Source organism: Psychrobacter sp. JCM 18903, from assembly GCF_000586475.1.
Classification (GTDB): Bacteria; Pseudomonadota; Gammaproteobacteria; order Pseudomonadales; family Moraxellaceae; genus Psychrobacter.
The window spans coordinates 12,500-34,657 of record NZ_BAWJ01000010.1 but is presented as its reverse complement, the minus strand read 5'-3'; the positions used below and the strand labels follow the sequence as shown (position 1 = coordinate 34,657).

The window sequence follows — 22,158 nt, the reverse complement described above, 5'->3', positions numbered from 1 at the left end:
ACTATCGAGTATACTGAGCGCCGCTGTCTAAAAAACAGCACAAAAATGTTATGCAACCGTGACAGTAAGCGTTTAGCATGAGAAGCATGGCGAATAGAATCAATCATTGAGCAGGTCTGAGTAGGTTAAAGTTATGACAGTTAATAAAAACATCCTTAATAGAATCAGTCTAGCTGGCTCGACTGTTACGATGTCTTTAAAAAGTATATTTATGATATCGGTGATGGTACTCATCAGCGTATTAAGCATCAATGCTGCCCATAGCGCATGGTTTGAGCAGTTGATTCCGCAAGGAGAAACTTATACGGTACGTGAGATAGATCGTGATTTGGCGTTTGTGATTGATGGTTTCATTTATGATGCGCGCACGTCTTGTTTTTTAGCAGTGGGCGATAGAGTGATATTTTTTGAAGGGCGTCATGGTATCGATTACCGCGCGACGGTTTATGATTTAGACTCGCGTGAACGTTGCGAGGTGTTATTAAGAAGACGTTTGTCATAAGCTTTTAGACTTATTTCAGAACGGAATACAGGCATAAAAAAAGCCCCGAACATTGCTGTTCGGGGCTTTTTAGAATTCTTAAACGAATGGTGGCTCGAGGCAGGTTCGAACTGCCGACACACGGATTTTCAATCCGTTGCTCTACCGACTGAGCTATCGAGCCGTCTTCGTTGAGGCGCTATTAAACTAAATATAGGCGTTGCTGTCAAGTAGTTTTTGCATAATAGAAGATAAAAGACGATAAATAATCAAATATTGGCAAAATTAACTATTTCTGCTTTCGATTTAATCTTTAACACGCAGTAAATCATACTCGCTCATAATACGATGAATATCTGCATCGGCAGGGACAAACTCACGCACACCTTTTTTGACCTCGGCATCATAGACCAGTTTGATAAACTTAGCATCGATCGCGCGACCGCGATTTTGCTGATGCACCGTTAAATATTGCAAACGCTTGGCATCGGTTTGCCCATCATCAAAACAGCCAACAGCGGCGATAGGTTTATCATTAAACATACCGACGTATAGATACTGACCACGCTTAAAACCTTGCTCAACGATATTTAATACCTCGATACCATCAGGCTGCGCGTCATCGCTATCGTATAATGCCTGCAAGCGCTCTGATAGCTCATTGTCGCGAGCAGGTTTTTTGATAAGTGGTACATCCAAGCTATTAATGGCGATCGCTTCTAAAGGCATGGCAGTTCCTATAAACAGAGGGTTTCTATCGTATAAAGTAGCAGTATGACACAGCACAAAGTTATAACACGGTAAAAGTCATAGAAAGTAGGCTGTAGAATATGATATCTAAAAGTCAGTGCAAATCATGATTAATAATACTGAACACACTATTTTAGCAGAATGAGGTAATTTTGTGCGTGGTTTACCGCTTGGTCGTGGCAGTAAATGTTAGGGTTTGCTATGATGAGGCTAGATGATATTTAGTACGTACAAACCCTAATACCTTGATATCTTTTGTATATATCATTTTCTAATACATTTTTTGCTAGCGCTGACCCAGACACTAGTAAAATATTTAGACATGTTTCGCCTTATTTATTGACCGCTTTTCACTGATAAAAACTGATAGAGAGTAGCCATGACAGCCAATGCAATGACGACTGCTGATACACCTGAGCAAAATGCACCAAAAAACCTAAATCTACATGGTCGCCCTGAACGTATTGCGACCGTTGAGCGCATTACTGCTGAGACCCAAGTGACTTGTACCGTCAATCTTGATGGTACGGGTCAAGGGGTTGTAGATACTGGCGTACCGTTTTTGGATCATATGATTGACCAAATCAAGCGTCACGGTTTGTTTGACTTAGAAATTAAATGCAACGGTGATACCTTTATCGATGACCATCATAGCGTTGAGGATACTGGTATTACGCTTGGACAAGCATTTAATAAAGCATTGGGTGACAAAAAAGGCATTCGTCGTTATGGGCATTTTTATGCGCCGCTTGATGAAGCATTGACCCGCGCTGTCGTCGATCTATCAGGACGTCCGGGTTTACACATGGACATTCCCTTTACCCGCTCGCACGTCGGTAATTTCGATGTTGACCTGTTTAGTGAATTCTTTTATGGTTTTGTGAACCATTCTTGGATGACGGTGCATTTAGACAATCTAAAAGGCAAAAACAGCCATCACCAAATCGAGTCTACCTTTAAAGCGTTTGCTCGTGCGCTACGTATGGCGTGCGAATATGATGAGCGTGCACTCAATACTCTGCCATCGACTAAAGAGGCGTTTTAATGGCTAAAGTGACCAAAATTGCCCTACTAGATTATGGCATGGGTAATTTGCATTCCGCCAGTAAAGCCTTGTCAGTGGTAGGGGCAGAAGTCTCTATCACCAATGATCCTAAGGTTGTCGCTGCGGCAGACAAGATTGTCTTCCCCGGTGTCGGTGCGATGCGTGACTGTATCGCTGGCATGCATGAAGCAGGGATTGATGACGTCATACGCCATGCGGTGTTTAATAAGCCTGTTATGGCTATTTGTGTGGGCATGCAGGCATTGTTTGAGCAGTCCGCTGAAAATGGTGGTACAGACTGTCTGGGTATCTTAAACGGTAATGTAGAAGCATTTGACCCTACGTGGAAGGATCAGCAGGGCGCTACCATCAAAGTGCCACACATGGGCTGGAACACCATTAGCGGTATGGATTTTGACCATCCATTGTGGCATGGTATTCAAAACAACGCGCATTTTTACTTTGTGCATAGCTATTATTGCGAGCCTACTAATAGCTCACAAGTGGCAGCGATATGTGACTATGGTCAACCGTTTTGTGCCAGTGTCATCCAAGATAATTTATTTGCCACCCAGTTTCACCCAGAAAAAAGTCATACTGCTGGCTTGCAGTTGTTGAAAAATTTCGTTGAGTGGGATGTGTAAGTAGTTGATAACCGTGAAGTGAATATTTAATTTAGCAGAAGGTAGATTATCAATTGTATAATCTGCCTTTTTTATGCTCAGCCATCACTTTGTAGCTGCCACTCTTTAGTTATTATAGTTTAGCCATCATGGTTTAGTGATACTCTCAGTCGTTTTCTACTTGCTTATATTTGGAATATCTCAGTGGATTTTACCGCTTTTAAAATCAATGTTATTGAAGTATCTGGACTTGCCAAAGATGCCTTACATATCTATGTCGGCGTCGGCATCTATCTTTTGTGTCTGCTTGTGCTGCGTCCTATCATTAAAAAGCAAAGCATCAGATCATTCATGGCTTTAGTCGTCGTGACGGGCATTGCTTTATTGGGCGAGTATTTAGATAATCGAAATACGATCGAAGCATCAGGCATGGCTGGCTTAAGCCACGAACAGCTGGTCGCAAGCCTCCGTGATTTGATCAATACGTGCCTGCTGCCTTACGTGCTCTATGCATTGAATAAGTGGACGAAGATATTCAGTTCATTCAATCCGTCTACTAAACTGTTAAAGCAGCGCTAATATTCTGAAGTAATTTTATTTCAGATATCAAAAAAGTAAACTTAAGTAGGATTTTATGGTGTAAAATTTATAATATAAAATATATAGCAGACCATATTATGTCTTCATTTAAAATATCTACTTACATTTTTTCTTCTATCATTCTATCCCTAACGACGTTTAGCTATCATTCAGCAGTGGCAAGTCAAAATGTCATCATTGACCTAAACAAACCCATATCGGCAGCACTTTTGGCACAGTACAATCGTGATGGTATCGAGATTGACTACGATGATACGACTGTATTGAAGCAAGTCTACGTGACGGCAAAAGATGGGGCAATCGCACGTCAGTTACCAAGCGGCGCTGCTCGAAAGGTGAAAAGCTATGCATTTGGTGAGAAATTAGAAGTCATTGAAGATAGAAAGGACTGGTATGCGGTGCAAGACAGAATTCGTAGAGAGTATGACGAGGACAATGATGGCATTGTAGAGACAGACGTTGTTAAATGGGAAAAGGTCTTTGTGAGAAAAGAGCAAACGGGTTCTACTATACCTGCCTCGCTAACGTCCAAAGATTTAAACATACTAGCATATCTATCCATTGGCGAAGACTACGAGACTTTTGAAAATGGCAAAGCACTTAACGATTACCTAAAAATAGAGCTAATTGATAAGGCTTTGTTTGAGAAGAAACGTTCACTTGCCGTTGATTTTTTATCAAAAGATGAAAGTATTAAAAAGAGAAATGGGGTGATATCCATTCCAACTGCTGGCAAGGTAGTAACGTTCACTGATAAGAATGTAGATAATGATGGGTATCAGATTTTTGAGTACGTAGGTCAGATTGCCCCGTTAAATCAGTATTTGGTCAGTGGAGGTTACTGGGAAAGCGGTGACTATAAGATGATTGATAAAAATTCGGGTGAGACGACGCAGACGTTTATAGATTATCCTCATATCTCGCCCAATAAAAAATATATCATCTCAGCCTATACCAACCCATATGAGCAATACACCGATCTAGAGCTGTATAGAATTAAGGGAACAGACATCATCCCGATCATGGGTGCAGGCTTTATGCATTGGATGCCTATGGAGGAGCCAAAAGACATATTTTGGGCAAGAGACGGCTATTTATATTTAGCGGTTACTCATAGCGCCGCCTTCTGGAAAGAAAACGGCAACTTTAATGATCTTAATGATACTTTTCAATATATTAGAATAAAGGTAGATTTACAATTGTTAGGCTAGATACTAGCGAGTAGCATCGTAAATACGCTCAAAGTTGTTTTCAGTAAACTCAAAACAGAAGTATCCACTATCCTCATCACGATAAGCGGAGATATCTCCCTCTATACAGAATTCGTTAGAATTTTTAGAAAAAATTAGTTTTTTATAATTAACTAAGTATCCAAAAGGATAAGCTATTTGAGTTTCTGGGTTTATAACAACTAAATAACCAAAGTTATCTTTCGGAACTACTAAAACTTTATCTTTATCAAAATTGACAGTCTTGTCAGTATTTTTATAGGATATTTGATTATATTCGTCGCAAAAATCTTCTACACCATAGTCATAGTTGCATTCCTCATTGCCATGAATCAAAACTTTATAGTTGGCGTCATCGGAATGTACAGCGCTACAACCAGACATTAGAAGTAAGACTATAGCTAACATAAGTCTCATTTAATTATTCCTAAAATAATGTGATGGCTGTAACTGGCGTAGAGACTTTCGAATACTTTTACACTAGATCTAACTATAATTCTCAGCTCACTTGCAAAACCTACCGACCATCATACAACTCACGCACCACTTCACCAATCGCTGCAATACCATCAGTCAGCGTCTGCTCATCAGCGGCGATACTCATACGAATACACTCATGTGCATGCTGATAATCGCTGACATCGACACCAGGGAAGAAATACTGACTTGGTACAATGAGCGTGCCTTTTTCTTTTAAAATCTCGTACAGCTCAACGGTGGTAATCGGCAAGTCTTTAAACCATAACCATAAGAATATAGCCCCTTCAGGCTTATGAATCATCAATGAATAATCGCCCAATGCTTCTTTTAACAGCTTCACAGCGAGGGTTGCCTGCTTTTGATAAAACGGTTTAATCTCATTATCGGCTAACTGCTTGATACGGTCATTTTTTACCAACGGCGTAGCAATCGCTGCGCCAAAGCGTGTTGGTGCTAGATTGACTACCGCATTCATCGCGCTGACCGCTTCGATAACTTTCGCATCGGCAACGATAATACCCGTACGCATACCAGGCAGGCCAATTTTAGACAGGCTAAAGCACAGAATCGTATTGTTATCCCACGTCAAATGCGCGTCTGAATAGATGATATTAGGGAAGGGCATACCGTAGGCATTATCGATGATAAGCGGTATGTCATAACGTTTGGCAATCTCGGTCAAATGCGCCATTTCGTCATCAGTTAGCACGTTGCCAGTCGGGTTGGTCGGGCGTGAGCAGCAAATCGCGCCGATACGGCCTTCTTTTAGTGCTGGCAAGTTCTCTAATGCGTCAAAATCGACACGATATTTAAAGAAGCCTTCTTCACCATCATGAGTCACTTCATCGATATGTGGCAATACGGCTGCGAAATGCTGACCTTCGACATGCACGTCGCTATAGCCGATATACTCAGGGGTCAATGGCAGTAGAATGGACTTGTCGACAGATTCGTTCTTCTCATCTTTGAACGCACCGCCAAACAGATTAAAAAGATAGAAAAATGCGTTCTGTGAGCCATTGGTCAGGGCAATGTTTTCTGAGGTTAGATTCCAATCATAATGACGGTTAAAGAAACCAACCAACGCATCGATAAAGGCGGCATCACCTTGTGGATTAGAGTAATTCGCCATGCTAATAATCGCGCTGCTATTGGCTTCTCCTGCATCATTGTCATTACCAAGTGCTTTATACGTCTCCAAAAATAGCTCATTAACGGCATCAATTTTGGCAGGGTTACCACCACCCAGCATGTTGACTGGCTGATCGCTTTTTAGCGCATCGCCTAGATCGTCCATTAATTGTGAGATGCCAGTTGGCTGGGTAAATTTTTGACCGAACTTTGAGAATTTCATAAGGCTACCATGCTGTTTGGGAGGGTTTGATAAGAAGGAATTTGATTGATAAAAGTTGGGCTAGTATAGCAAAAGATAGGGGGTCGGGGAGAGATGTTCAGGGGCAGATGTGGATTGAAAAGAGTTTAGTTTATACATATTATTGATATAATTATCCTATAAAAGTCTTGTTTATCTCTAATTTGTCGTGTATTCTGAAATTTATCTATTGACAAGAAAGATAAATTTGTGTATAATTAAGCTCTGGCTTATCAATATTCTTTAAGAATATTGATAAGCCAGAGCGGAAAAATAAACTAATGTTCGTTTTATATTTACGTAAATTAATACTAACTCTACATTGTAGTACATAAAATTTTTGTACTATGTATATACGTAGTGTATTTTTTATCTGTAAATCAACTTAGTACGGAAGTGAAATTAAGCTTACAATTCTACTTAGTTAGGAGAATTCAAATGGTAAAATTTGATATGTTCAAGAAGGTTACTCATGAAGGATGGGATGGTTAAATTAAGAAGAAAACTCAAATTACCTATAATAGCCCCTATTGTATTGTTTACACTAGGGGCTATTTGGTTGTGGTGGCACTATCAGATAAATTACTCAGATGTTGTAGTATCAGCTTCAGATGAAGTGACGGTACGAAGCTTCCAAGATAGTGTGTATAGAGTAGTTCTTGGATCCTTCCCTAGCTATGTTTTAGTGGCTGTAGCTACAATAGGTTTATATCTAACTTATCAGTCTATACAAAGTAGTAAATCTTCTAGTAGAAAACAATTAACAATACAACTTGTGACAGAACTCAATGAAAATAAAAGATTGCAAAATACTAAGAACTTAATTTTTGTTAAGGGAAATGATCTGCCCCAATATTATAGCCAGCTAGACAATCATGAATACAAAAATAAATCCGACGAAGAAATATCTAAAGAAATTAGACATAAAGAAGATTTTATAATATTTAAGCATATAAAAATAAACAAAAGTTTTCTAAAGAATGAAAAAAAAAGAAAAATAGATGTCGAAGAAGAGAAAAAGAAAAGATATAAGAGAATACTAGAAGACGAAAAGTTAAAAGATGATATTCATTATGTACTAAACTATTACGAACAAGTTGCCTTAGGAATACGTGTAAAAGCTTTCGAAGAAGAGATTTTTAAAAATTTACACTACTCTAGTTTTATGAAAGTTTGGCAATATGCTCACCCATTAATTCTTAGAATTCGTGCAATCAGCGGTAAGAAGACTATTTATCAGGAAATAGAGTATCTGGCAAGAAAGTGGGATAATGAGCCAATTAAAATGCACTCACTAAATATAGAAATAATTGACGACAATTATGAATAGTTAGTGGACTATAAGCAGTTAAACAAAGTTTAGGAAACTCCCTTTAGCTCATATCGAAGTTATCATTTTCGACAACTCATGCAAGCCTTCACAATCATCTACGATATCTAAATGACTGACCAATAACTGTTCAAGTTGTGTTAGTTCCTGCTGATACTTTTCAATAACTAATATAGACAATATATCTTCGAGTTCAAGCGCCTGATTAATAATAGGCGCTAACCCTTTTAAGTCGTTGTTTTCCTTGATTGTTGATAACCTGTCAAGGCTGAAAATCAAAAAATGAGCTTGGTCAATGCTGATCTCACTAAGAGGTAAAAGTTAAATAATTCTTATCAAAAAATCACTAACTATCATGTCATTTGAGTTCATAGCGTACCTTCTAAACCATCGCCCTAACTCTCGCCATAATCCCGCGCCCAATCACCAGTTTCACATAAATAATGGCAATAGCGAATAGCAAGACAACTAATGCTGCACCACCCATAGCTAGATTTGCCCACGGCATACTAAACTGTAGATTAAACCATTGAGTGATAGCCGCCCATGCGCCAACGCTAGCGATGACGACGGCAAATATCGCCGCGCTAATACCAAGCACACCCAGCTCTAAGATATTGAGCATATATAGGTCACGCTTTTGCATGCCTAGTAGTCTAAATGACGCGCTGTCTTTCATGCGATCTTGTGAGGTGGACAGTAGCGAGCTGATCAGCACCATGACCCCAGTGAGCAGAGCAAGCAAGGTAAACACATAGACCAAGCGGCTCATTTGTACAACCAGCTCTTGGATTTGCTTGGCAATGGCAGTGCGTCAATCGTGGTGACAGCAGGGAACTCGCGTACCAGTTTGCCTTGTAGTTCTGGAATGTCATTCTCTGATACGTGGGCAGTAGCAAATTGAATTTGCGGAGCTGCGGACAGCACCGACGGCTCAAACAGGAAATAAAAATACGGACTTGGGCCACGCTCATAGCGCGTGCGAATACTGGTGATTTGCCCGATGATTTCGATACCTTGAATGTTAAAGCGCACCTTATCGCCCATACCGACATTGAGCATACTGGCGGCAGTATCTAAGATAGATAAGGGTTTGACTTGCTCATCTGTCGCATCGATAGGGGTATATAGCGCGTCGTCTGTGAGCGACTCAGTGATATATTCGGTCTCCATGACCGTATCTGCGTAGCTCAAATTAAACACACGCGTAGGGTCATCAAACCCATCCTCAGGCTCAATATCTTTTGCCGGTACGTCATTTGCCGTCTCCACACGGGCACGAATGACGGGATAATAAGTGACGGGTGCTTCAATGATCGCATCAATATCGTCATGTTGATCGCTCTGCACATCCAGTAAAAACAGATTAGGCGCATCTTCAGGATAAGCATTGATAAACTGCGCATTGATACTGTGATTGAGGGTGGTGATAAGCGTCAGAACCGCGACCGACAGCGATAAGGTGACAAAGAATAGCGCTGATTGGTTACCTTTACGCGCAAGGTTATGAATAGCAATGCGCTGCATCCAACTGACCTTGGTATTGCTCGCTAACTTGGCAAGTAGCCAGAGCCACCCACGCGCCAGCAGCCAAAATATCGCTACAAAACCGATCAAGCCGCCCAATAGCTGTGCGCCTAACGACAGTGAGCCCACTTCATAAGCAAAGAAGGCATACAACCCTGCCAGCACCAAGCCATACCATAGTAATGGCACGCGCCGATACCAAGGCAGGTTTTGTGTCTGGGTGCTCGCCCCTTGATTGAGTAGGGTAGCGGGTTTGGTGGTGTTAAGCGCGCTTAAACCACGCTGCGCAATCAGCAACGTCAGGACTAAAGCAATCACAATGGTTTTGACCGCACTGATTGGATTGATGGCGAGACCAACATCGGCAGGCAAGATAGCCACCAGATACGGCTGACCAATTTTAAGCAAACCTAGACTCAGTATAATCGCGGCGACACAAGCAATGGCAGTGGTGACGATAAGCAGTTGATAGTAGCTGCGCTTGAGTGAGCCAAGCGGTTCACCTAATGCCAAGCGAATGGCATTAGGTGACTGCTGCTTGGTGACAAACGCACTAATGACGCCGTACATGGCGACCGCAGAAAGTAGCAACACTGCGATGACCAGTAACTTTAAAAACATCAGTACATTATCAGAGATACGCGAGACCGAAGTGTCTGCGGACTCTGCGTCAGAGAGCTCGATATCAGGATAGTTGGTCAGTATCTCTGTGAGCGCATCACGCTGCGTCGTTATCAGTTCGGGATCGCCTGCCATCTCAATACGATAGTTTATTCGGCTGCGTTGCCCCAATAGGTTGGTTGACGGGAGTGAGTCTTGATGCATTAAGACACGCCCACCAAACCCAAAGGTGGTCAGCGGGCGATCAGGTTCTTTTGTCAATACATCACTTATTGTGAACTGCGCATCACCAATGGTAATGCGGTCACCGACATTGGCCTGTAGACTACTGAGCACTTCTGGCGCGACGATCACGCTGTCAGAGGTTAGCTGCTCCCACAGCGGCTGTCCTGAGGCAAGCTCCGCTGTACCGTATAAGGGATACGACGGTGAGACCGCTTTAATGCTAGCAAGCAAGGTTCGCTCATCATTGACCAGCATGGCGCTAAACTGATAGTCATACACCGTCTGCGTATCGGGGATGGTTTCTACCTGCGTCAATACTTCACTTGGCCAGTCTTGTTTACTGTTTAAAATCAAATCGCCACCAACGAGCGCGCGCTGATTGTCATTGATATAGCGATCGACAGACTGCTGCACAGAATCGAGGGTTAGGTAAGTTGCAAGCGATAGGGTTAATGTCAGCAGAAACAATACCGGATATACCCAGCGCTGCCACCAACTACGGCTGAGTGCCTGTGAGCCTAGTGTTTGAAAACCTAGGGTACGGGTAAATAATTGGTTTAGGATACCGCTAGGATAGCTGGACTCTTGACGCATACTGGTATCAGTCTTTTTTGTATCAGCTGGTGGTTTATTGTCTGTGGGCTTACTATTCATTAAGATACAATCCAGTTATTCATGTAGGTACAATCCGCCCATCATGCATGGTGATGACACGATCTGCCATTTTGGCAAGTGCAGGGTCATGAGTCACAACGACCAGTGCTGAACCAACCTGTTGGCGTAAGTCCAATAGCAACTGCATGACTTGATCGGCATTTTGCTCATCGAGGTTGCCTGTTGGCTCATCCGCAAACACAATCTTTGGATGCGATACTAGCGCTCGTGCCACCGCTGTGCGCTGTTGTTCACCACCTGACAACTGATTGGGCAAGCTATGACGTCGATGACCCAAATCAACGGCGTCAATAAGCTCGTCTACTCGTGCTGGGTTTGGACGTCTGGCAATATCAAGTGGAAAGGCGATGTTCTCGGCTACTGTCAAGGTTGGCAGTAGGTGAAACGACTGAAAGACAAAGCCCATATCACGTTGACGAATCACCGCCAAAGCATCTTCGTCAAGACTACTGAGCATTTGACCTGCTAGCGACACCGTACCGCTGTCTGGATAATCTAGCGCCGCCAGTAATCCTAGTAAGGTAGATTTACCTGAGCCTGATTTGCCCATAATGACCACAAACTCGCCAGCATTGACATAGATATCTACATCTTTAATGATTGATAGGGTTTGCTCGCCGACTTGCACGGTCTTGTTTAATTGTGAGGCGGTGAGTAGGACTTCTTTTTTATAATCTGCTTGTGGCGTTGAAGCGGCAATCGAAGGTGATGATGTCATTACAGTGTCTCGTTAAGTAGTCTCATTTATCGTATTTTTTGTCGTTTCATCTTGAGCATTTTCAGTTGCGTTGTCTGCATCGGCTATTTTTAGCGCTTCTAGTTTAGGCGCTAGGATAGGCAAGATATTGTCATTAACGATAATTGCGTAGCCTTCTTTAGTCGGATGAATGGCATCGGCTTGATTGAGCGCAGGATCACCGCCCACACCATCCAAGAAGAAAGGAATCAGCGTCACGTTCATGTCTTTGGCGACGCGAGGATATATCGCTGCAAATGACTTCACATACTCAGAGCCAAGGTTGTCATAGATTTGCATGCCGCCCAAAATGACGATACTGCCATTATCCTTTAGACGTTTGACCGCGGTACGAATATTGGCTTCAACTGTCGCCACATCGATACCGCGTATGGCATCGTTAGCACCGATAGTCAAAATCGTCACATCAGGCTTAGTTTGCAACACCCAGTCTAAGCGATTGACCAATCCCGTGCTGGTTTCACCGCTCAATCCTGAATTGATAACTTTGGCATTGTCGTAACCCATTGCTTGCAGACGATCTTCTAACTGAGCAGGATAGTTGTCATCTTTATCCACCCCAAGACCTTCTGTCAGGGAGTCGCCCAATGCCAAGATCGTTAATGGCACTTGCTGTGCAGTGGATGTTGCCGGTTGCTCAGATTTTGTCGTTTGAGGTTCGGCAGTTTGAGTACTGTTTTGCATGCCATTATCGGTGCTAGGTTCAGATGGTTTTTGGCAACCACCGAGCGCCATTACGGCTGTTAAAATAGCCAATGTTGGTAAGTGTCGAGCGAAACGAATGGATAAATTCATCATGATTATTCTGTCCTATAAGCAATCAAACCAGTGTAGCAAAATAAGACAGACACCAATATTATCCTAAGGTTACTGTAGTTTTTGATATTAAAGCTTTTTGCCATCGACCATCACTGGACGACTCACTACCCAAGCAATGACGACGTTGATAACCATCAAAATGAGCATAATGAATAGGGGTAAATCCCAGCTGCCAGTCGCTTCATGTAGCCAACCTGTCCCTAAGGGACCAAAAAAGGCAATCAAATAACCGACGACTTGCGCCATACCAGACAGCTCACTAGATTGGTTGGTCGTATAAGTACGTAAGGAGAACAGCATCATACTCAAGGTAAAAATAGCGGAGCAGCCAATGCCCATCAGACCTGACCACAACCACGCGAGGTCGGTAGATAAATAATTGATTCCTAAAATACCAATAACATTCAGCACCGCTGCAAACACCGCCAGCGCCTGAATAGGGCGGCCGCGATTGATCAGCCACGTCAGGCTCAAAATAGAGACAGGTGCCATAAACTGAAACACTGAAGCCATTTGTCCTGCTTGCACTGCAGATAGCCCTTTGCTGACCCAAATAGAAGGTAAGAAACTGGCAACGGTGTAAAATAATAATGATTGCAGCCCCATAAATACCGCAATTTGCCAAGCAAAAGGCGTACGCCACATGGAGATGTCAGACGCTCCAGAGGTAGGTGGCACAATTGCTTGATGACTAGACGAACCCAGACGCAACCGCAAAAATATCCAAATAACGATCGCAAAAATGCCCAATAGCGACCACCCACCCAGTGCCCATTGCCAGCCCACTTGCTCAGATAATGGTAGTACAACTCCAGCGACGATGCCTGCCGTTACCGTCATCGTTAGACTAAATAGCCCTGTTATGAGTGGAATATGCTTGGGCGTACGCTGTTTAATAACAGGGGCAGCTAAGGTATTCGCAAAACCGATAGCCAGGGTCAACAATAACGTACCAATCAAAAACCCAGACCAAGTGGGAATAACGGTACGAATCATCATACCAATCGTTAATAATGCAATCATCGCAATGAGTGTATTCTCAAGCCCAAAACGCTTACCAATGGCTGGCGCGATCAGTGCGCCCACCGCAAAAGTCAGCATGGGCACTGCTCCTAGCCAACCAATCTGCGTCTCAGAGATATTGAGGGCATCTTGTACGACAAGGGCAATAGAGCCGAGAGCAACAATAGGCGCACGCATATTGGTGGCGAGCAAAATCATGGCACATAAGATGAGCCAAAAAGTGAAGCGTGAGGAGGGCAGCTCAAACGGTGACGGCGTATCTGAATGAGACTGTAATGGCACATCAGTAGAGGTAGACATAGCAGCACGACTATTATAATAAGAAAAAGGACACGTCATTAAACAGCGCCGAAGCATCGTCGCTTGTAAATAACACCAAAGAAAACGCACCTAGACGGTGACTAAAATCATTAATTAGAATCGTAAATTAGAACTAGAGATTACTTGCAGAATACAAGATATATGAGTAACCATTTTGAAAGCGCGCTTATCTTCAATCGCCTATCAACTGGATACGGTATTAGATTTATTTAGTCTACTATTATTAACAGGCCTTGCACGTGCCGTATTGATATCCAAAATGTCTTGAAGCGATGCTAACTAGATACGTCGCGGCTGGCACAACTAAAAATAGCGCCAGTCCCTTGCAAAGGACTAGACGCTATTATAAGAACAGATGTTAGGTAAATACTACCAGCGTATGGTAACAGACGCGGTATTTATAAGAATTTAGCTATACAGGTCTGCCTAGCTGAGCGGCTTTAAGGGCATTTTCTTGCTGTTCTGCCACGATTGAATCACACTTATTGGGATCATTTCCACAAAACGAGCAATTTTCATCACCCATTAGTTTAGCAACGCCGCCACAAGATCCTCTAAGCGGCTTCTTTTTGACCATATAACCGATACCCATAAAGATAAAGAACAGGACGAATACGGTAAAGGTAATGGCAAGCATGGGAAGCAATTGACTAAGCATAGAGGAAACCTCGATTTTTAAAAATAGTGTGGCTATTTACTAGGGTAATACCTTAATAGTATAGCAAGATCAGTATAGCAAATTTTTGTATGGCTCGTTGATGGTTATCGAGCCGTTTACAGTATTGCGACTAAGCTCTATTGCGACTAGGTTCTAAGGCTGTTTGTCAGCACGTAATGCTTGCATTGCTGGTGTTTGTACCACTTGCCACTGGTCAGTATTCTTATCAGAATCCGTCGCCTTTGCATCATCAGCTAAAACAACAAACAAGGCAGCTATATCTTGTGCTTTGGCTGTCGCAAGGGCTTTTTTATAAGGCATCGCAGTGAGGGCAGTTGCCCACGCATCTGCCAAGGCGACTGAGTCTGCTGCAACGGTTACCGATGGTGCACCGCCCGCGATAGGCTTGCCAGTGGTTGGATCAATCGTATGACTGTAGCGCTGACCGTCGAATATGACGGAATTACGATAGTTGCCAGAAGTTGCCAAATACATCTGATTATCGGTATTGATGGGTTGACGAATCGCTGATATTGTCTGACGCTCGCTGACCGTACTGTCCTCAATAGGTGCATCAATCGCAATTTGCCACGGCTGCTGTTGGTTATTGACCCCAGAGGTTGCAATTTCACCCCCTATCTCTACCATGTAGTTGCGAATTTGATAGTCATCTCTGAGCACATCGGCGATTACATCGACGCCATAACCTTTAGCAACTGCTGAGAAATCAAGCCCGACGCCGTCTTTGGTTTTATAAATGCTCTGCTCTTTTTGTACAATGCTTTCAAAATCGACCAAGGCTTTTGCTTGAGCAATCTCAAGTGCTGTCGGTGGACTTTGCAAGCGCTCAACGGTCATGGTGCTACCAAAGCCCCAAGTATCTACCAATGGCATGACGGTAGGATCAAAGGCGCCACCAGATTGCTGATAGACGATTCGTGACACATCAAGTACGTGAGCAAAATCTGCATCGATAGTGAGAGGGATGTCTTTACCTAAATGGTTGAACTGAGAGATAGTAGAGTCTGCTTGATAGGTAGACATACTGTCATTGATTTGCTGCAAGCGCTTATCAATCGACGCTTGGATGGCCGCTTCATCTGTATTCGCAGGTAGCTGATAACTGATATGGTAGCTCGTTCCCATGGTCTCACCGCTGAGATAGTCATAATCTGGCGTTTGCTGGCAAGCGCTAAGACTGAATACAGCACTGATAGCCATAACGGGCAATAAGGTAGTTTTCATCGATTTTCTAGACAATGAGAGTGGGGATAATTTTTGCATTATTGGTTTTCTCATATTAATCATAATGGCTTTTATGGCAAAAGGGTGAGTGGCACGTTCTATTAGCGTCGCCCATTTTACACCCCTTGTCACCCATAACGCCAATCATCGACTTAAGACCTAGTGGCTTAAACGACTAGATTTACTTTACTTTTGATTCACGGATGAGCTTATATAGTTTTGGTGGCGATAGGCGGTTGACTGTGGTCGCCAGTTTTTCTTTAGTGCCTGCCACGATGATATATTCTTCACCCTTAATCAGGCTTTTATGACTTGTTTGGCAAAGGTAGCTGCAGTTAATCCTTTATTAGTCGCCTCGTCCATCGTTCCTTGCGCGCTACCATCACCAGTCAAGGCGTTAATAGAAATACTGGTTTGAATAAATCCTGGGAATATCGTCGCCACCTCTATGCCTTGTTCATGCAGTTCTGCACGCAGACTGTTTGCCCACATATGAAGTGCGGCTTTGGCTGCTCCATAAGCGCCGCGATATTGCGTGCCTAATAAACCTGCCACACTGGATACCATGACAATTTTGCCGCTACCTTGTGTGACCATATCTGGCAATACCAGTCTGGTAAGACGTGTCTGCGCAAAATAATCTATCTCCATAATTTGGCGCTCAACTTCTTCAGTGGTTTCCATAATAAGCGAGCGTTGACTGATGCCAGCATTATTAATGAGCCAATCAATTTTTCCAGCTTGAGCTTTAGCTGTCTCATACGCGTCTTGTGCTTGTTTAGCATCGGTGATATCAAAAGGGATGATGAAATGGTTTTTGCTATTTTTACAGCGGCTTTTGACTGCTACTAATTTTGCCTCATCACGCCCACTTAAAATAATGGTGGCACCACGTTTGGCAAAGGCGATAGATAATGCTGCACCGATACCACTAGAAGCACCAGTAATCCAAATGGTCAAATCTTTAATGTTGGTTTTCATAAGAATCCTTCTTAAATAATTGAAGTTTTGTATACACTTTAGCCAATAGTTTTTTAGCTTAAAAATATTTCTATTTTGAATCTATGGGTTGAGTGCCATCATATATTAAATTCAGAGCAATAAAAAAGGTACCGTGTTTGGCACCTTTATTCTCAACGTGAATTAATTACAGAATTAATCATAGAGCTAATACTTTAATTTAATCTATTAGTTGTATGACGATATCCTTTTGACTCTAAGCAAGCTGTCAATAATGTGTTTTCTTTCTCACTACTTACGTTTGCCATACCAATATCATAACGACATTTTTGTAGAGCGCTATTCACGTCATTTTGTGAAACTCCTGATTTTTGCCAAGTAGGTTCTTGTTGTTGTACAGATTGATACGTCGTTGGATCACTTGCACAACCAGATAAGATTATCATCGAAAAAATAATAGTTGAAAAAACATCAAACTTCATATAAAAATCCAAATCAGAAATAGTAAAATTACAAAGAAATTAATCAAAATTAGTCAGGATTAGATATTAACAAATAGATATTATATTTGTAAGGTTTTAGAAACAAAAAAAGAGCCTCGGTTGAGACTCTCTTTCATTTATCGTTTCAAATATCTTTTTTTACTCAATGACCCACTTAACCACCGAAGTCATCAAGCATGATGTTTTCATCTTCCACGCCTAAGCTGTGTAGCATGTCGATGACCGCTGCATTCATCATCGGTGGCCCACACATGTAGTATTCACAGTCTTCTGGGTTTGGATGGTTTTTCAGATAGTTTTCAAGTAATACATTATGGATAAAGCCGGTTGGACCTTCCCAATTGTCTTCTGGTAATGGATCAGACAAAGCCACATGCCACTCAAAGTTATCAAACTCTTCTGCGAGTTGATCATAATCTTCAACATAGAACATCTCACGAATAGAGCGTGCACCATACCAAAAGCTGATTTTACGCTTAGTATGTAAGCGTTTAAGCTGATCGAAGATGTGCGAGCGCATCGGTGCCATACCAGCACCACCACCAACGAAAATCATTTCAGCGTCAGTCTCTTTGGCAAAGAATTCACCATAAGGACCCGAAACCGTTACTTTATCGCCAGGTACTAGGCTAAATACCCATGATGACATTTTGCCTGGTGGAATACCGTCAGGACCGCGTGGCGGTGGACTAGCGATACGAATATTGAACTTAATAAGGCCTTTTTCTTCAGGGTAGTTGGCCATCGAGTAAGCACGAATAACTGGCTCATCAACTTTTGAGACATAGTTGAAAATACCAAATTTTTCCCAATCTTCGCGGTATTCTTCGTCAATGATAAAGTCTTTATAATGCACTTCATGCGGTGGCGCCTCTAACTGCACATAACCACCAGCACGGAAATTTACTTCTTCGCCATCTGGAATTTTAAGGACCAGCTCTTTAATAAAGGTAGCAACGTTGTCATTAGAGAGAACTTCACATTCCCACTTTTGCACATCAAAAAACTCAGGGTCAATCTCGATTTTCATGTCTTGCTTAACGGCTACCTGACAAGCCAAACGCATGTGATTGCGAATTTCGCCCTGAGTAAAATAGCCTTCTTCGGTGGGCAAGATAGAGCCGCCCCCTTCAATAACGCGGCAACGACACTGCGCACAAGTACCACCGCCACCACAGGCTGAAGATAAGAAAATACCTTCGCTTGCAAGGGTTTGTAGTAATTTACCGCCTGCTGGGGTCACGACGTCATTATCGGGATTATCATTGATATGGATGGTAACATCGCCTGAACTGACCAGTCTTGAGCGCGCCGCCAAAATAATGGCAACGAGGCCCATGATGATCAAGGTAAACATAGCAACGCCACCAATCGCCGTAGCGTAATCCATGGTAGGTATCCTTAATCTATGGAGTAGGGGTGCGAAAAGACGTCATTGCGTGTTTCCTGAACCCCTACCGAATAAATGAATTAAATAGGTCAAATCGCTAAATAGGCTGTTAAGCTTAGCGGTCTAAATTGACATACCGCCGAAAGACATAAAGCCAAGTGACATCAGACCAACTGTGATAAAAGTAATACCAAGACCACGCAGCGGTGCTGGAATGTCTGAGTATTTTAACTTTTCACGGATACCGGCCAATGCGGTAATCGCCAATGCCCAACCGAAGCCTGCGCCCACACCATACACGACAGATTCGCCGAAATTATAGTCACGCTCCACCATAAACAGTACACCACCTAAGATGGCACAGTTTACAGTGATGAGTGGCAAGAACACCCCAAGGGCGTTATACAGACTAGGGACGAACTTATCGAGGAACATCTCTAGAATCTGTACGGTCGCAGCAATCAAGCCGATATAACTGAGCAAGCCCAAAAAGCTTAAGTCGATATCAGGGAAACCTGCCCATGCCAGCGCACCATCTTTTAGAATGAACTGAAAGAGTAAGTTGTTTAGCGGTACGGTAATCGCCATCACGACGACCACGGCAACACCCAGACCGATAGCGGTTGAAACCTTCTTTGATACGGCCAAGAAAGTACACATACCTAAGAAATAGGCCAGCGCCATATTCTCAATAAAGACTGAGGTTATAAATAAACTAACATAATGTCCCATTAGTGACCGCCTCCATGTGCCATGCCTTTAGACTGCGGCTTCATTACAAATTCAGCATCTTCAACCTGCTCAGGTTTCCAGATACGGATAATGGCAATGAACAAACCAATAATAAAGAATGCTGACGGTGGCAACAGTAATAGACCGTTTGGAATATACCAACCGCCATCAGTGACAGGCTGTAGGATGGTGATACCAAACCACGTACCTGAGCCAAGTAGCTCACGGATAGTCGCGACAAACAGCAAAACCGCAGAATAGCCAAGACCATTACCAATACCATCTAAAAAGCTTGGCACTGGTGGATTGCTCATGGCAAATGCTTCGGCACGACCCATCACGATACAGTTGGTGATAATCAAACCAACGAAGACCGACAAGCCTTTACTCACATCATAAGCGACAGCTTTAGCACCTGATCCACCAAGATAACCAAGGAAGCAATAATGGTCATCTGTACGATAATACGAATGCTTGAAGGGATTTGCTTACGAATGATCGAGATAAAGAAGCTTGAAAACGCCGTGACTAAGGTCAACGCCACACACATTACCATGGCATTGGCCATGCTTGTGGTGACAGCCAGCGCCGAACAGATACCAAGGATCTGTAGGGCAATGGGGTTATTATCAAAAATAGGCGAGGTTAAAATACTTTTAGTGTCAGCATGTTATGCCTCCTTGCCGTTTGCTACTGGTCGTTTGGCTGCCAGTTCGGTTTCAGGTTGAGCGCTCAGCGTTGATTGCGTAGCTTGTGTATCTGCCGCATTATCAATTGCTTGACCACTCTCTTTACGTAGCGTATCTAAATAGGGCTTATAACCTTGCTCACCCAACCAAAACTGAATCATGTTACTGACACCGCGACCGGTCAAGGTTGCACCACTGATACCATCGACCCAGTTCTCTTTTGGTGTACCCGCTTTGGTCACACCAGTGGCAACATTACCATTTTCGTCATATGAGTGGATACCGCTCCACTTCGCACGCCACTCTGGCTCTTCGATACGAGCACCCAGACCTGGGGTTTCTTTATGCTCATAAAAGCTGATGCCTTTAATGGTATTCATATCGCTTTCAAGGGTTAAGAAACCATAGATAGTGCCCCATAGTCCATAGCCTTGAATCGGCAAAACAACCATTTCAGGTTTGCCTGCGTCATCTTTTTTAACATAGACTTTGGCATATTTGGGTTTACGACCAATACCAGCAGGGTCATTGTTGCCTAAATCTTCACTCAGTGCTTTATTCTTAGTCGCTTGGCTTGCGTCATAAGCATTACGATCAGGGATGCCAGCGGCTTTTAGCGCTTCATCATCAACGTAGCTGCCTTTACTTAAGTCAATAATTTCGACATCGAAATCTTTAAAACGTTCAGCAACATCATCTGCTGTATCAGACTCGGCATCGTACATGCCAGCGGCGACCAAGATGTTTTTGTTACGGTCTAAGCGTGCGTTTTCAATTTGAGCAGGTTTTAGACCAACCGCTACTGCTGAAACTAAGACGGAACACACCAAGCATAGCGTCAATGCCACACTGATGGTTTTCGCATTATTACTTTTGGGCTTGGACATAACGAACCCTCCGAGCTGTTTGGCGTTTGATGTTTGCTTGGGTCACAAAGTAATCAAACAATGGAGCAAATAAGTTGGCGAATAAAATGGCCAGCATGATGCCTTCTGGGAAAGCTGGGTTCACGACGCGAATCAATACCGTCATAAAACCAATCAAGATACCATAAGCCCAGCGGCCTTTATTGGTATGCGCAGCTGATACAGGATCGGTTGCCATAAACACGGCACCAAAGGCAAAGCCGCCGATCACTAGGTGCCAATAGAACGGCAAGTTCATCATCATATTGTCTTCAGAACCAATCATATTAAAGACAAGAGAAGTAGCAATCAGACCTACCACACAACCTGCCATAATACGCCATGAAGCAATACGCGTCCAAAGTAGAACGACGGCACCCATTAGGATAGCCAGTGTTGATACTTCACCGATACTACCTTGCATATTACCTAAGAACGCATCACCCCAAGTAATCGCATTACCATAGACGTCGACGAAGTCTTGAGGGACTACGCCTAACGCGGCAAGACCAAGTGGCGTCGCACCAGAGAAACCATCGACCGCCGTCCATACTGAGTCACCAGACATATAAGCAGGGTAAGCAAAGTATAAGAATGCGCGACCCGATAGGGCAGGGTTCAGGAAGTTTTTACCCGTACCACCGAACACTTCTTTTGCGACTACGACACCAAAGGTGATACCTAAAGCAACTTGCCATAAAGGAATATCTGGTGGTAAACAAAGCGCAAACAGCACTGAGTCACAAAGAAACCTTCGTTGACTTCATGGCCACGTACCACGGCAAAGATAATCTCACAGAGAATACCGACCGCAAAGGTGACGATATAAATCGGTAAAAATTGCATGGCGCCGTATACGAAGCTTGCCCAGATACTGTCTGGGTTATAGCCTGCCATACTGGTGATAACGGTACGCCAGCCTTCAGGCTGCAAACCAAGGGTTGCAATCGCCGTTAGTGCTTGATGACCGATGTTGTACATACCCCAAAACATGGCTGGGAAAGTACATAACCATACGGTAATCATAATACGCTTTAGGTCGATACCGTCGCGTACGTGTGATGCTGAGTATGTGGTTGAGCTTGGTTGACGCAAAAACGTATCAAACATCTCAAAGATAGCGTAGTATTTTTCGTGTTTGCCACCCTTGGTGAAAGACGGCTCCATACGATCGAACATATTGTGTAAAAATTTCATC

At 43.1% G+C, this 22,158-nt stretch carries 21 protein-coding genes, 1 tRNA gene and 3 pseudogenes; 6 read left to right on the top strand and 19 right to left on the bottom strand.

Annotation, left to right across the window (positions count from 1 at the left end; translation table 11 throughout):
• Positions 1-133 precede the first annotated feature (133 nt).
• Positions 134-502: a hypothetical protein gene (locus tag TT12_RS08455; RefSeq protein ID WP_045453870.1), complete on the top strand. Its 369-nt coding sequence runs from the start codon at positions 134-136 to the stop codon at positions 500-502.
• A gap of 87 nt (positions 503-589) precedes the next feature.
• Here TT12_RS08455 and TT12_RS08450 read toward each other — a convergent pair.
• Together TT12_RS08450 and TT12_RS08445 are read right to left on the bottom strand one after the other, a co-directional pair.
• Positions 590-665 (bottom strand) — tRNA-Phe (locus TT12_RS08450).
• A 122-nt stretch (positions 666-787) separates the two neighbouring features.
• Positions 788-1,210 (bottom strand): hypothetical protein, encoded by a 423-nt coding sequence (locus TT12_RS08445; RefSeq protein WP_045453868.1) that lies wholly within the window; start codon positions 1,208-1,210, stop codon positions 788-790.
• A gap of 400 nt (positions 1,211-1,610) precedes the next feature.
• Between TT12_RS08445 and hisB the strand changes: the two genes are divergently transcribed.
• The 4 genes from hisB to TT12_RS08425 all read left to right on the top strand — a co-directional run bounded on the left by hisB (position 1,611) and on the right by TT12_RS08425 (position 4,710).
• Positions 1,611-2,276 (top strand): imidazoleglycerol-phosphate dehydratase HisB, encoded by a 666-nt coding sequence (hisB, locus tag TT12_RS08440; protein ID WP_045453866.1) that lies wholly within the window; start codon positions 1,611-1,613, stop codon positions 2,274-2,276.
• The gene (hisH, locus tag TT12_RS08435; protein ID WP_201606031.1) at positions 2,276-2,920 is read left to right on the top strand and encodes an imidazole glycerol phosphate synthase subunit HisH; all 645 of its coding nucleotides are present in this window, start codon (positions 2,276-2,278) and stop codon (positions 2,918-2,920) included. The genes hisB and hisH overlap by 1 nt, the downstream gene beginning before the upstream one ends.
• Positions 2,921-3,103: 183 nt before the next feature.
• Entirely contained in the window at positions 3,104-3,478 is a 375-nt protein-coding gene (locus tag TT12_RS08430; RefSeq protein WP_045453863.1) for a hypothetical protein, read from the top strand.
• Between the two features lie 98 nt (positions 3,479-3,576).
• Positions 3,577-4,710 carry a hypothetical protein gene (locus TT12_RS08425; protein ID WP_045453860.1) on the top strand — a complete coding sequence of 378 codons (1,134 nt, stop codon included), beginning with the start codon at positions 3,577-3,579 and terminating at the stop codon, positions 4,708-4,710.
• Between the two features lie 3 nt (positions 4,711-4,713).
• On the opposite strand, the gene TT12_RS15515 is transcribed toward TT12_RS08425, so the two are convergent.
• Together TT12_RS15515 and TT12_RS08415 are read right to left on the bottom strand one after the other, a co-directional pair.
• On the bottom strand, positions 4,714-5,145 hold the full coding sequence (locus tag TT12_RS15515) for a hypothetical protein (protein WP_201606030.1): 432 nt from the start codon (positions 5,143-5,145) through the stop codon (positions 4,714-4,716).
• A gap of 100 nt (positions 5,146-5,245) precedes the next feature.
• The gene (locus TT12_RS08415) at positions 5,246-6,562 is read right to left on the bottom strand and encodes a valine--pyruvate transaminase (protein WP_045453857.1); all 1,317 of its coding nucleotides are present in this window, start codon (positions 6,560-6,562) and stop codon (positions 5,246-5,248) included.
• Between the two features lie 490 nt (positions 6,563-7,052).
• Here TT12_RS08415 and TT12_RS08410 point away from each other — a divergent pair, with 490 nt between their 5' ends.
• Positions 7,053-7,910: a DUF4760 domain-containing protein gene (locus TT12_RS08410; RefSeq protein WP_045453854.1), complete on the top strand. Its 858-nt coding sequence runs from the start codon at positions 7,053-7,055 to the stop codon at positions 7,908-7,910.
• A 48-nt stretch (positions 7,911-7,958) separates the two neighbouring features.
• Here the strand turns inward: TT12_RS08410 and TT12_RS19105 are convergent, their stop codons facing one another.
• The 15 genes and pseudogenes from TT12_RS19105 to TT12_RS08340 form a co-directional block, all read right to left on the bottom strand.
• On the bottom strand, positions 7,959-8,207 hold the full coding sequence (locus TT12_RS19105; protein ID WP_227679023.1) for a hypothetical protein: 249 nt from the start codon (positions 8,205-8,207) through the stop codon (positions 7,959-7,961).
• A gap of 85 nt (positions 8,208-8,292) precedes the next feature.
• Entirely contained in the window at positions 8,293-8,682 is a 390-nt protein-coding gene (locus tag TT12_RS18865) for an FtsX-like permease family protein (RefSeq protein ID WP_306304336.1), read from the bottom strand.
• Positions 8,679-10,937, bottom strand: a complete 2,259-nt coding sequence (locus TT12_RS08400) for an ABC transporter permease (protein WP_306304335.1) — start codon at positions 10,935-10,937, stop codon at positions 8,679-8,681. Before TT12_RS08400 ends, TT12_RS18865 begins: the two co-directional genes overlap by 4 nt.
• A 19-nt stretch (positions 10,938-10,956) precedes the next feature.
• Positions 10,957-11,676 (bottom strand): ABC transporter ATP-binding protein, encoded by a 720-nt coding sequence (locus tag TT12_RS08395; RefSeq protein WP_045453849.1) that lies wholly within the window; start codon positions 11,674-11,676, stop codon positions 10,957-10,959.
• Positions 11,677-11,688: 12 nt separating this feature from the next.
• Entirely contained in the window at positions 11,689-12,513 is an 825-nt protein-coding gene (locus TT12_RS08390; protein ID WP_045453846.1) for an arylesterase, read from the bottom strand.
• 87 nt (positions 12,514-12,600) lie between these two features.
• A complete protein-coding gene (locus tag TT12_RS08385; protein ID WP_045453843.1) occupies positions 12,601-13,896 on the bottom strand; it encodes an MFS transporter in 1,296 nt (431 codons plus the stop codon).
• Positions 13,897-14,290: 394 nt separating this feature from the next.
• Positions 14,291-14,536, bottom strand: a complete 246-nt coding sequence (gene nqrM, locus TT12_RS08380) for a (Na+)-NQR maturation NqrM (protein ID WP_045453840.1) — start codon at positions 14,534-14,536, stop codon at positions 14,291-14,293.
• 153 nt (positions 14,537-14,689) lie between these two features.
• Positions 14,690-15,820 carry an FAD:protein FMN transferase gene (locus tag TT12_RS08375; protein ID WP_227679016.1) on the bottom strand — a complete coding sequence of 377 codons (1,131 nt, stop codon included), beginning with the start codon at positions 15,818-15,820 and terminating at the stop codon, positions 14,690-14,692.
• A 142-nt stretch (positions 15,821-15,962) separates the two neighbouring features.
• Positions 15,963-16,762: pseudogene (locus TT12_RS08370) on the bottom strand (SDR family NAD(P)-dependent oxidoreductase).
• A 194-nt stretch (positions 16,763-16,956) separates the two neighbouring features.
• Positions 16,957-17,223, bottom strand: a complete 267-nt coding sequence (locus tag TT12_RS08365; protein WP_201606029.1) for a hypothetical protein — start codon at positions 17,221-17,223, stop codon at positions 16,957-16,959.
• Positions 17,224-17,398: 175 nt separating this feature from the next.
• Complete coding sequence (gene nqrF / locus TT12_RS08360) at positions 17,399-18,634, bottom strand: NADH:ubiquinone reductase (Na(+)-transporting) subunit F (RefSeq protein ID WP_045447641.1); 1,236 nt, start codon at positions 18,632-18,634, stop codon at positions 17,399-17,401.
• A gap of 123 nt (positions 18,635-18,757) precedes the next feature.
• Complete coding sequence (gene nqrE / locus TT12_RS08355) at positions 18,758-19,366, bottom strand: NADH:ubiquinone reductase (Na(+)-transporting) subunit E (RefSeq protein WP_011281361.1); 609 nt, start codon at positions 19,364-19,366, stop codon at positions 18,758-18,760.
• Positions 19,366-20,018, bottom strand: a pseudogene (locus TT12_RS08350) (NADH:ubiquinone reductase (Na(+)-transporting) subunit D). The gene nqrE and the pseudogene TT12_RS08350 overlap by 1 nt, the downstream one beginning before the upstream one ends.
• Before the next feature lie 18 nt (positions 20,019-20,036).
• Positions 20,037-20,942, bottom strand: coding sequence for a Na(+)-translocating NADH-quinone reductase subunit C (locus TT12_RS08345; RefSeq protein ID WP_045453837.1), 906 nt, complete (start codon positions 20,940-20,942; stop codon positions 20,037-20,039).
• A pseudogene (locus TT12_RS08340) lies at positions 20,923-22,157 on the bottom strand (NADH:ubiquinone reductase (Na(+)-transporting) subunit B). Before TT12_RS08340 ends, TT12_RS08345 begins: the two are co-directional and overlap by 20 nt.
• Position 22,158 lies beyond the last annotated feature (1 nt).

Excerpts from the sequence above, each read along its gene's own strand:
- TT12_RS08455 (WP_045453870.1), top strand. The coding sequence starts at position 134 with ATGACAGTTAATAAAAACATCCTTAATAGAATCAGTCTAGCTGGCTCG.
- TT12_RS08445 (WP_045453868.1), bottom strand. The coding sequence starts at position 1,210 with ATGCCTTTAGAAGCGATCGCCATTAATAGCTTGGATGTACCACTTATC.
- hisB (WP_045453866.1), top strand. The coding sequence starts at position 1,611 with ATGACAGCCAATGCAATGACGACTGCTGATACACCTGAGCAAAATGCA.
- hisH (WP_201606031.1), top strand. The coding sequence starts at position 2,276 with ATGGCTAAAGTGACCAAAATTGCCCTACTAGATTATGGCATGGGTAAT.
- TT12_RS08425 (WP_045453860.1), top strand. The coding sequence starts at position 3,577 with ATGTCTTCATTTAAAATATCTACTTACATTTTTTCTTCTATCATTCTA.
- TT12_RS15515 (WP_201606030.1), bottom strand. The coding sequence starts at position 5,145 with ATGAGACTTATGTTAGCTATAGTCTTACTTCTAATGTCTGGTTGTAGC.
- TT12_RS08415 (WP_045453857.1), bottom strand. The coding sequence starts at position 6,562 with ATGAAATTCTCAAAGTTCGGTCAAAAATTTACCCAGCCAACTGGCATC.
- TT12_RS08410 (WP_045453854.1), top strand. The coding sequence starts at position 7,053 with ATGAAGGATGGGATGGTTAAATTAAGAAGAAAACTCAAATTACCTATA.
- TT12_RS18865 (WP_306304336.1), bottom strand. The coding sequence starts at position 8,682 with ATGAGCCGCTTGGTCTATGTGTTTACCTTGCTTGCTCTGCTCACTGGG.
- TT12_RS08400 (WP_306304335.1), bottom strand. The coding sequence starts at position 10,937 with ATGAATAGTAAGCCCACAGACAATAAACCACCAGCTGATACAAAAAAG.
- TT12_RS08395 (WP_045453849.1), bottom strand. The coding sequence starts at position 11,676 with ATGACATCATCACCTTCGATTGCCGCTTCAACGCCACAAGCAGATTAT.
- TT12_RS08390 (WP_045453846.1), bottom strand. The coding sequence starts at position 12,513 with ATGATGAATTTATCCATTCGTTTCGCTCGACACTTACCAACATTGGCT.
- TT12_RS08385 (WP_045453843.1), bottom strand. The coding sequence starts at position 13,896 with ATGACGTGTCCTTTTTCTTATTATAATAGTCGTGCTGCTATGTCTACC.
- nqrM (WP_045453840.1), bottom strand. The coding sequence starts at position 14,536 with ATGCTTAGTCAATTGCTTCCCATGCTTGCCATTACCTTTACCGTATTC.
- TT12_RS08375 (WP_227679016.1), bottom strand. The coding sequence starts at position 15,820 with ATGCAAAAATTATCCCCACTCTCATTGTCTAGAAAATCGATGAAAACT.
- TT12_RS08365 (WP_201606029.1), bottom strand. The coding sequence starts at position 17,223 with ATGAAGTTTGATGTTTTTTCAACTATTATTTTTTCGATGATAATCTTA.
- nqrF (WP_045447641.1), bottom strand. The coding sequence starts at position 18,634 with ATGGATTACGCTACGGCGATTGGTGGCGTTGCTATGTTTACCTTGATC.
- nqrE (WP_011281361.1), bottom strand. The coding sequence starts at position 19,366 with ATGGGACATTATGTTAGTTTATTTATAACCTCAGTCTTTATTGAGAAT.
- TT12_RS08345 (WP_045453837.1), bottom strand. The coding sequence starts at position 20,942 with ATGTCCAAGCCCAAAAGTAATAATGCGAAAACCATCAGTGTGGCATTG.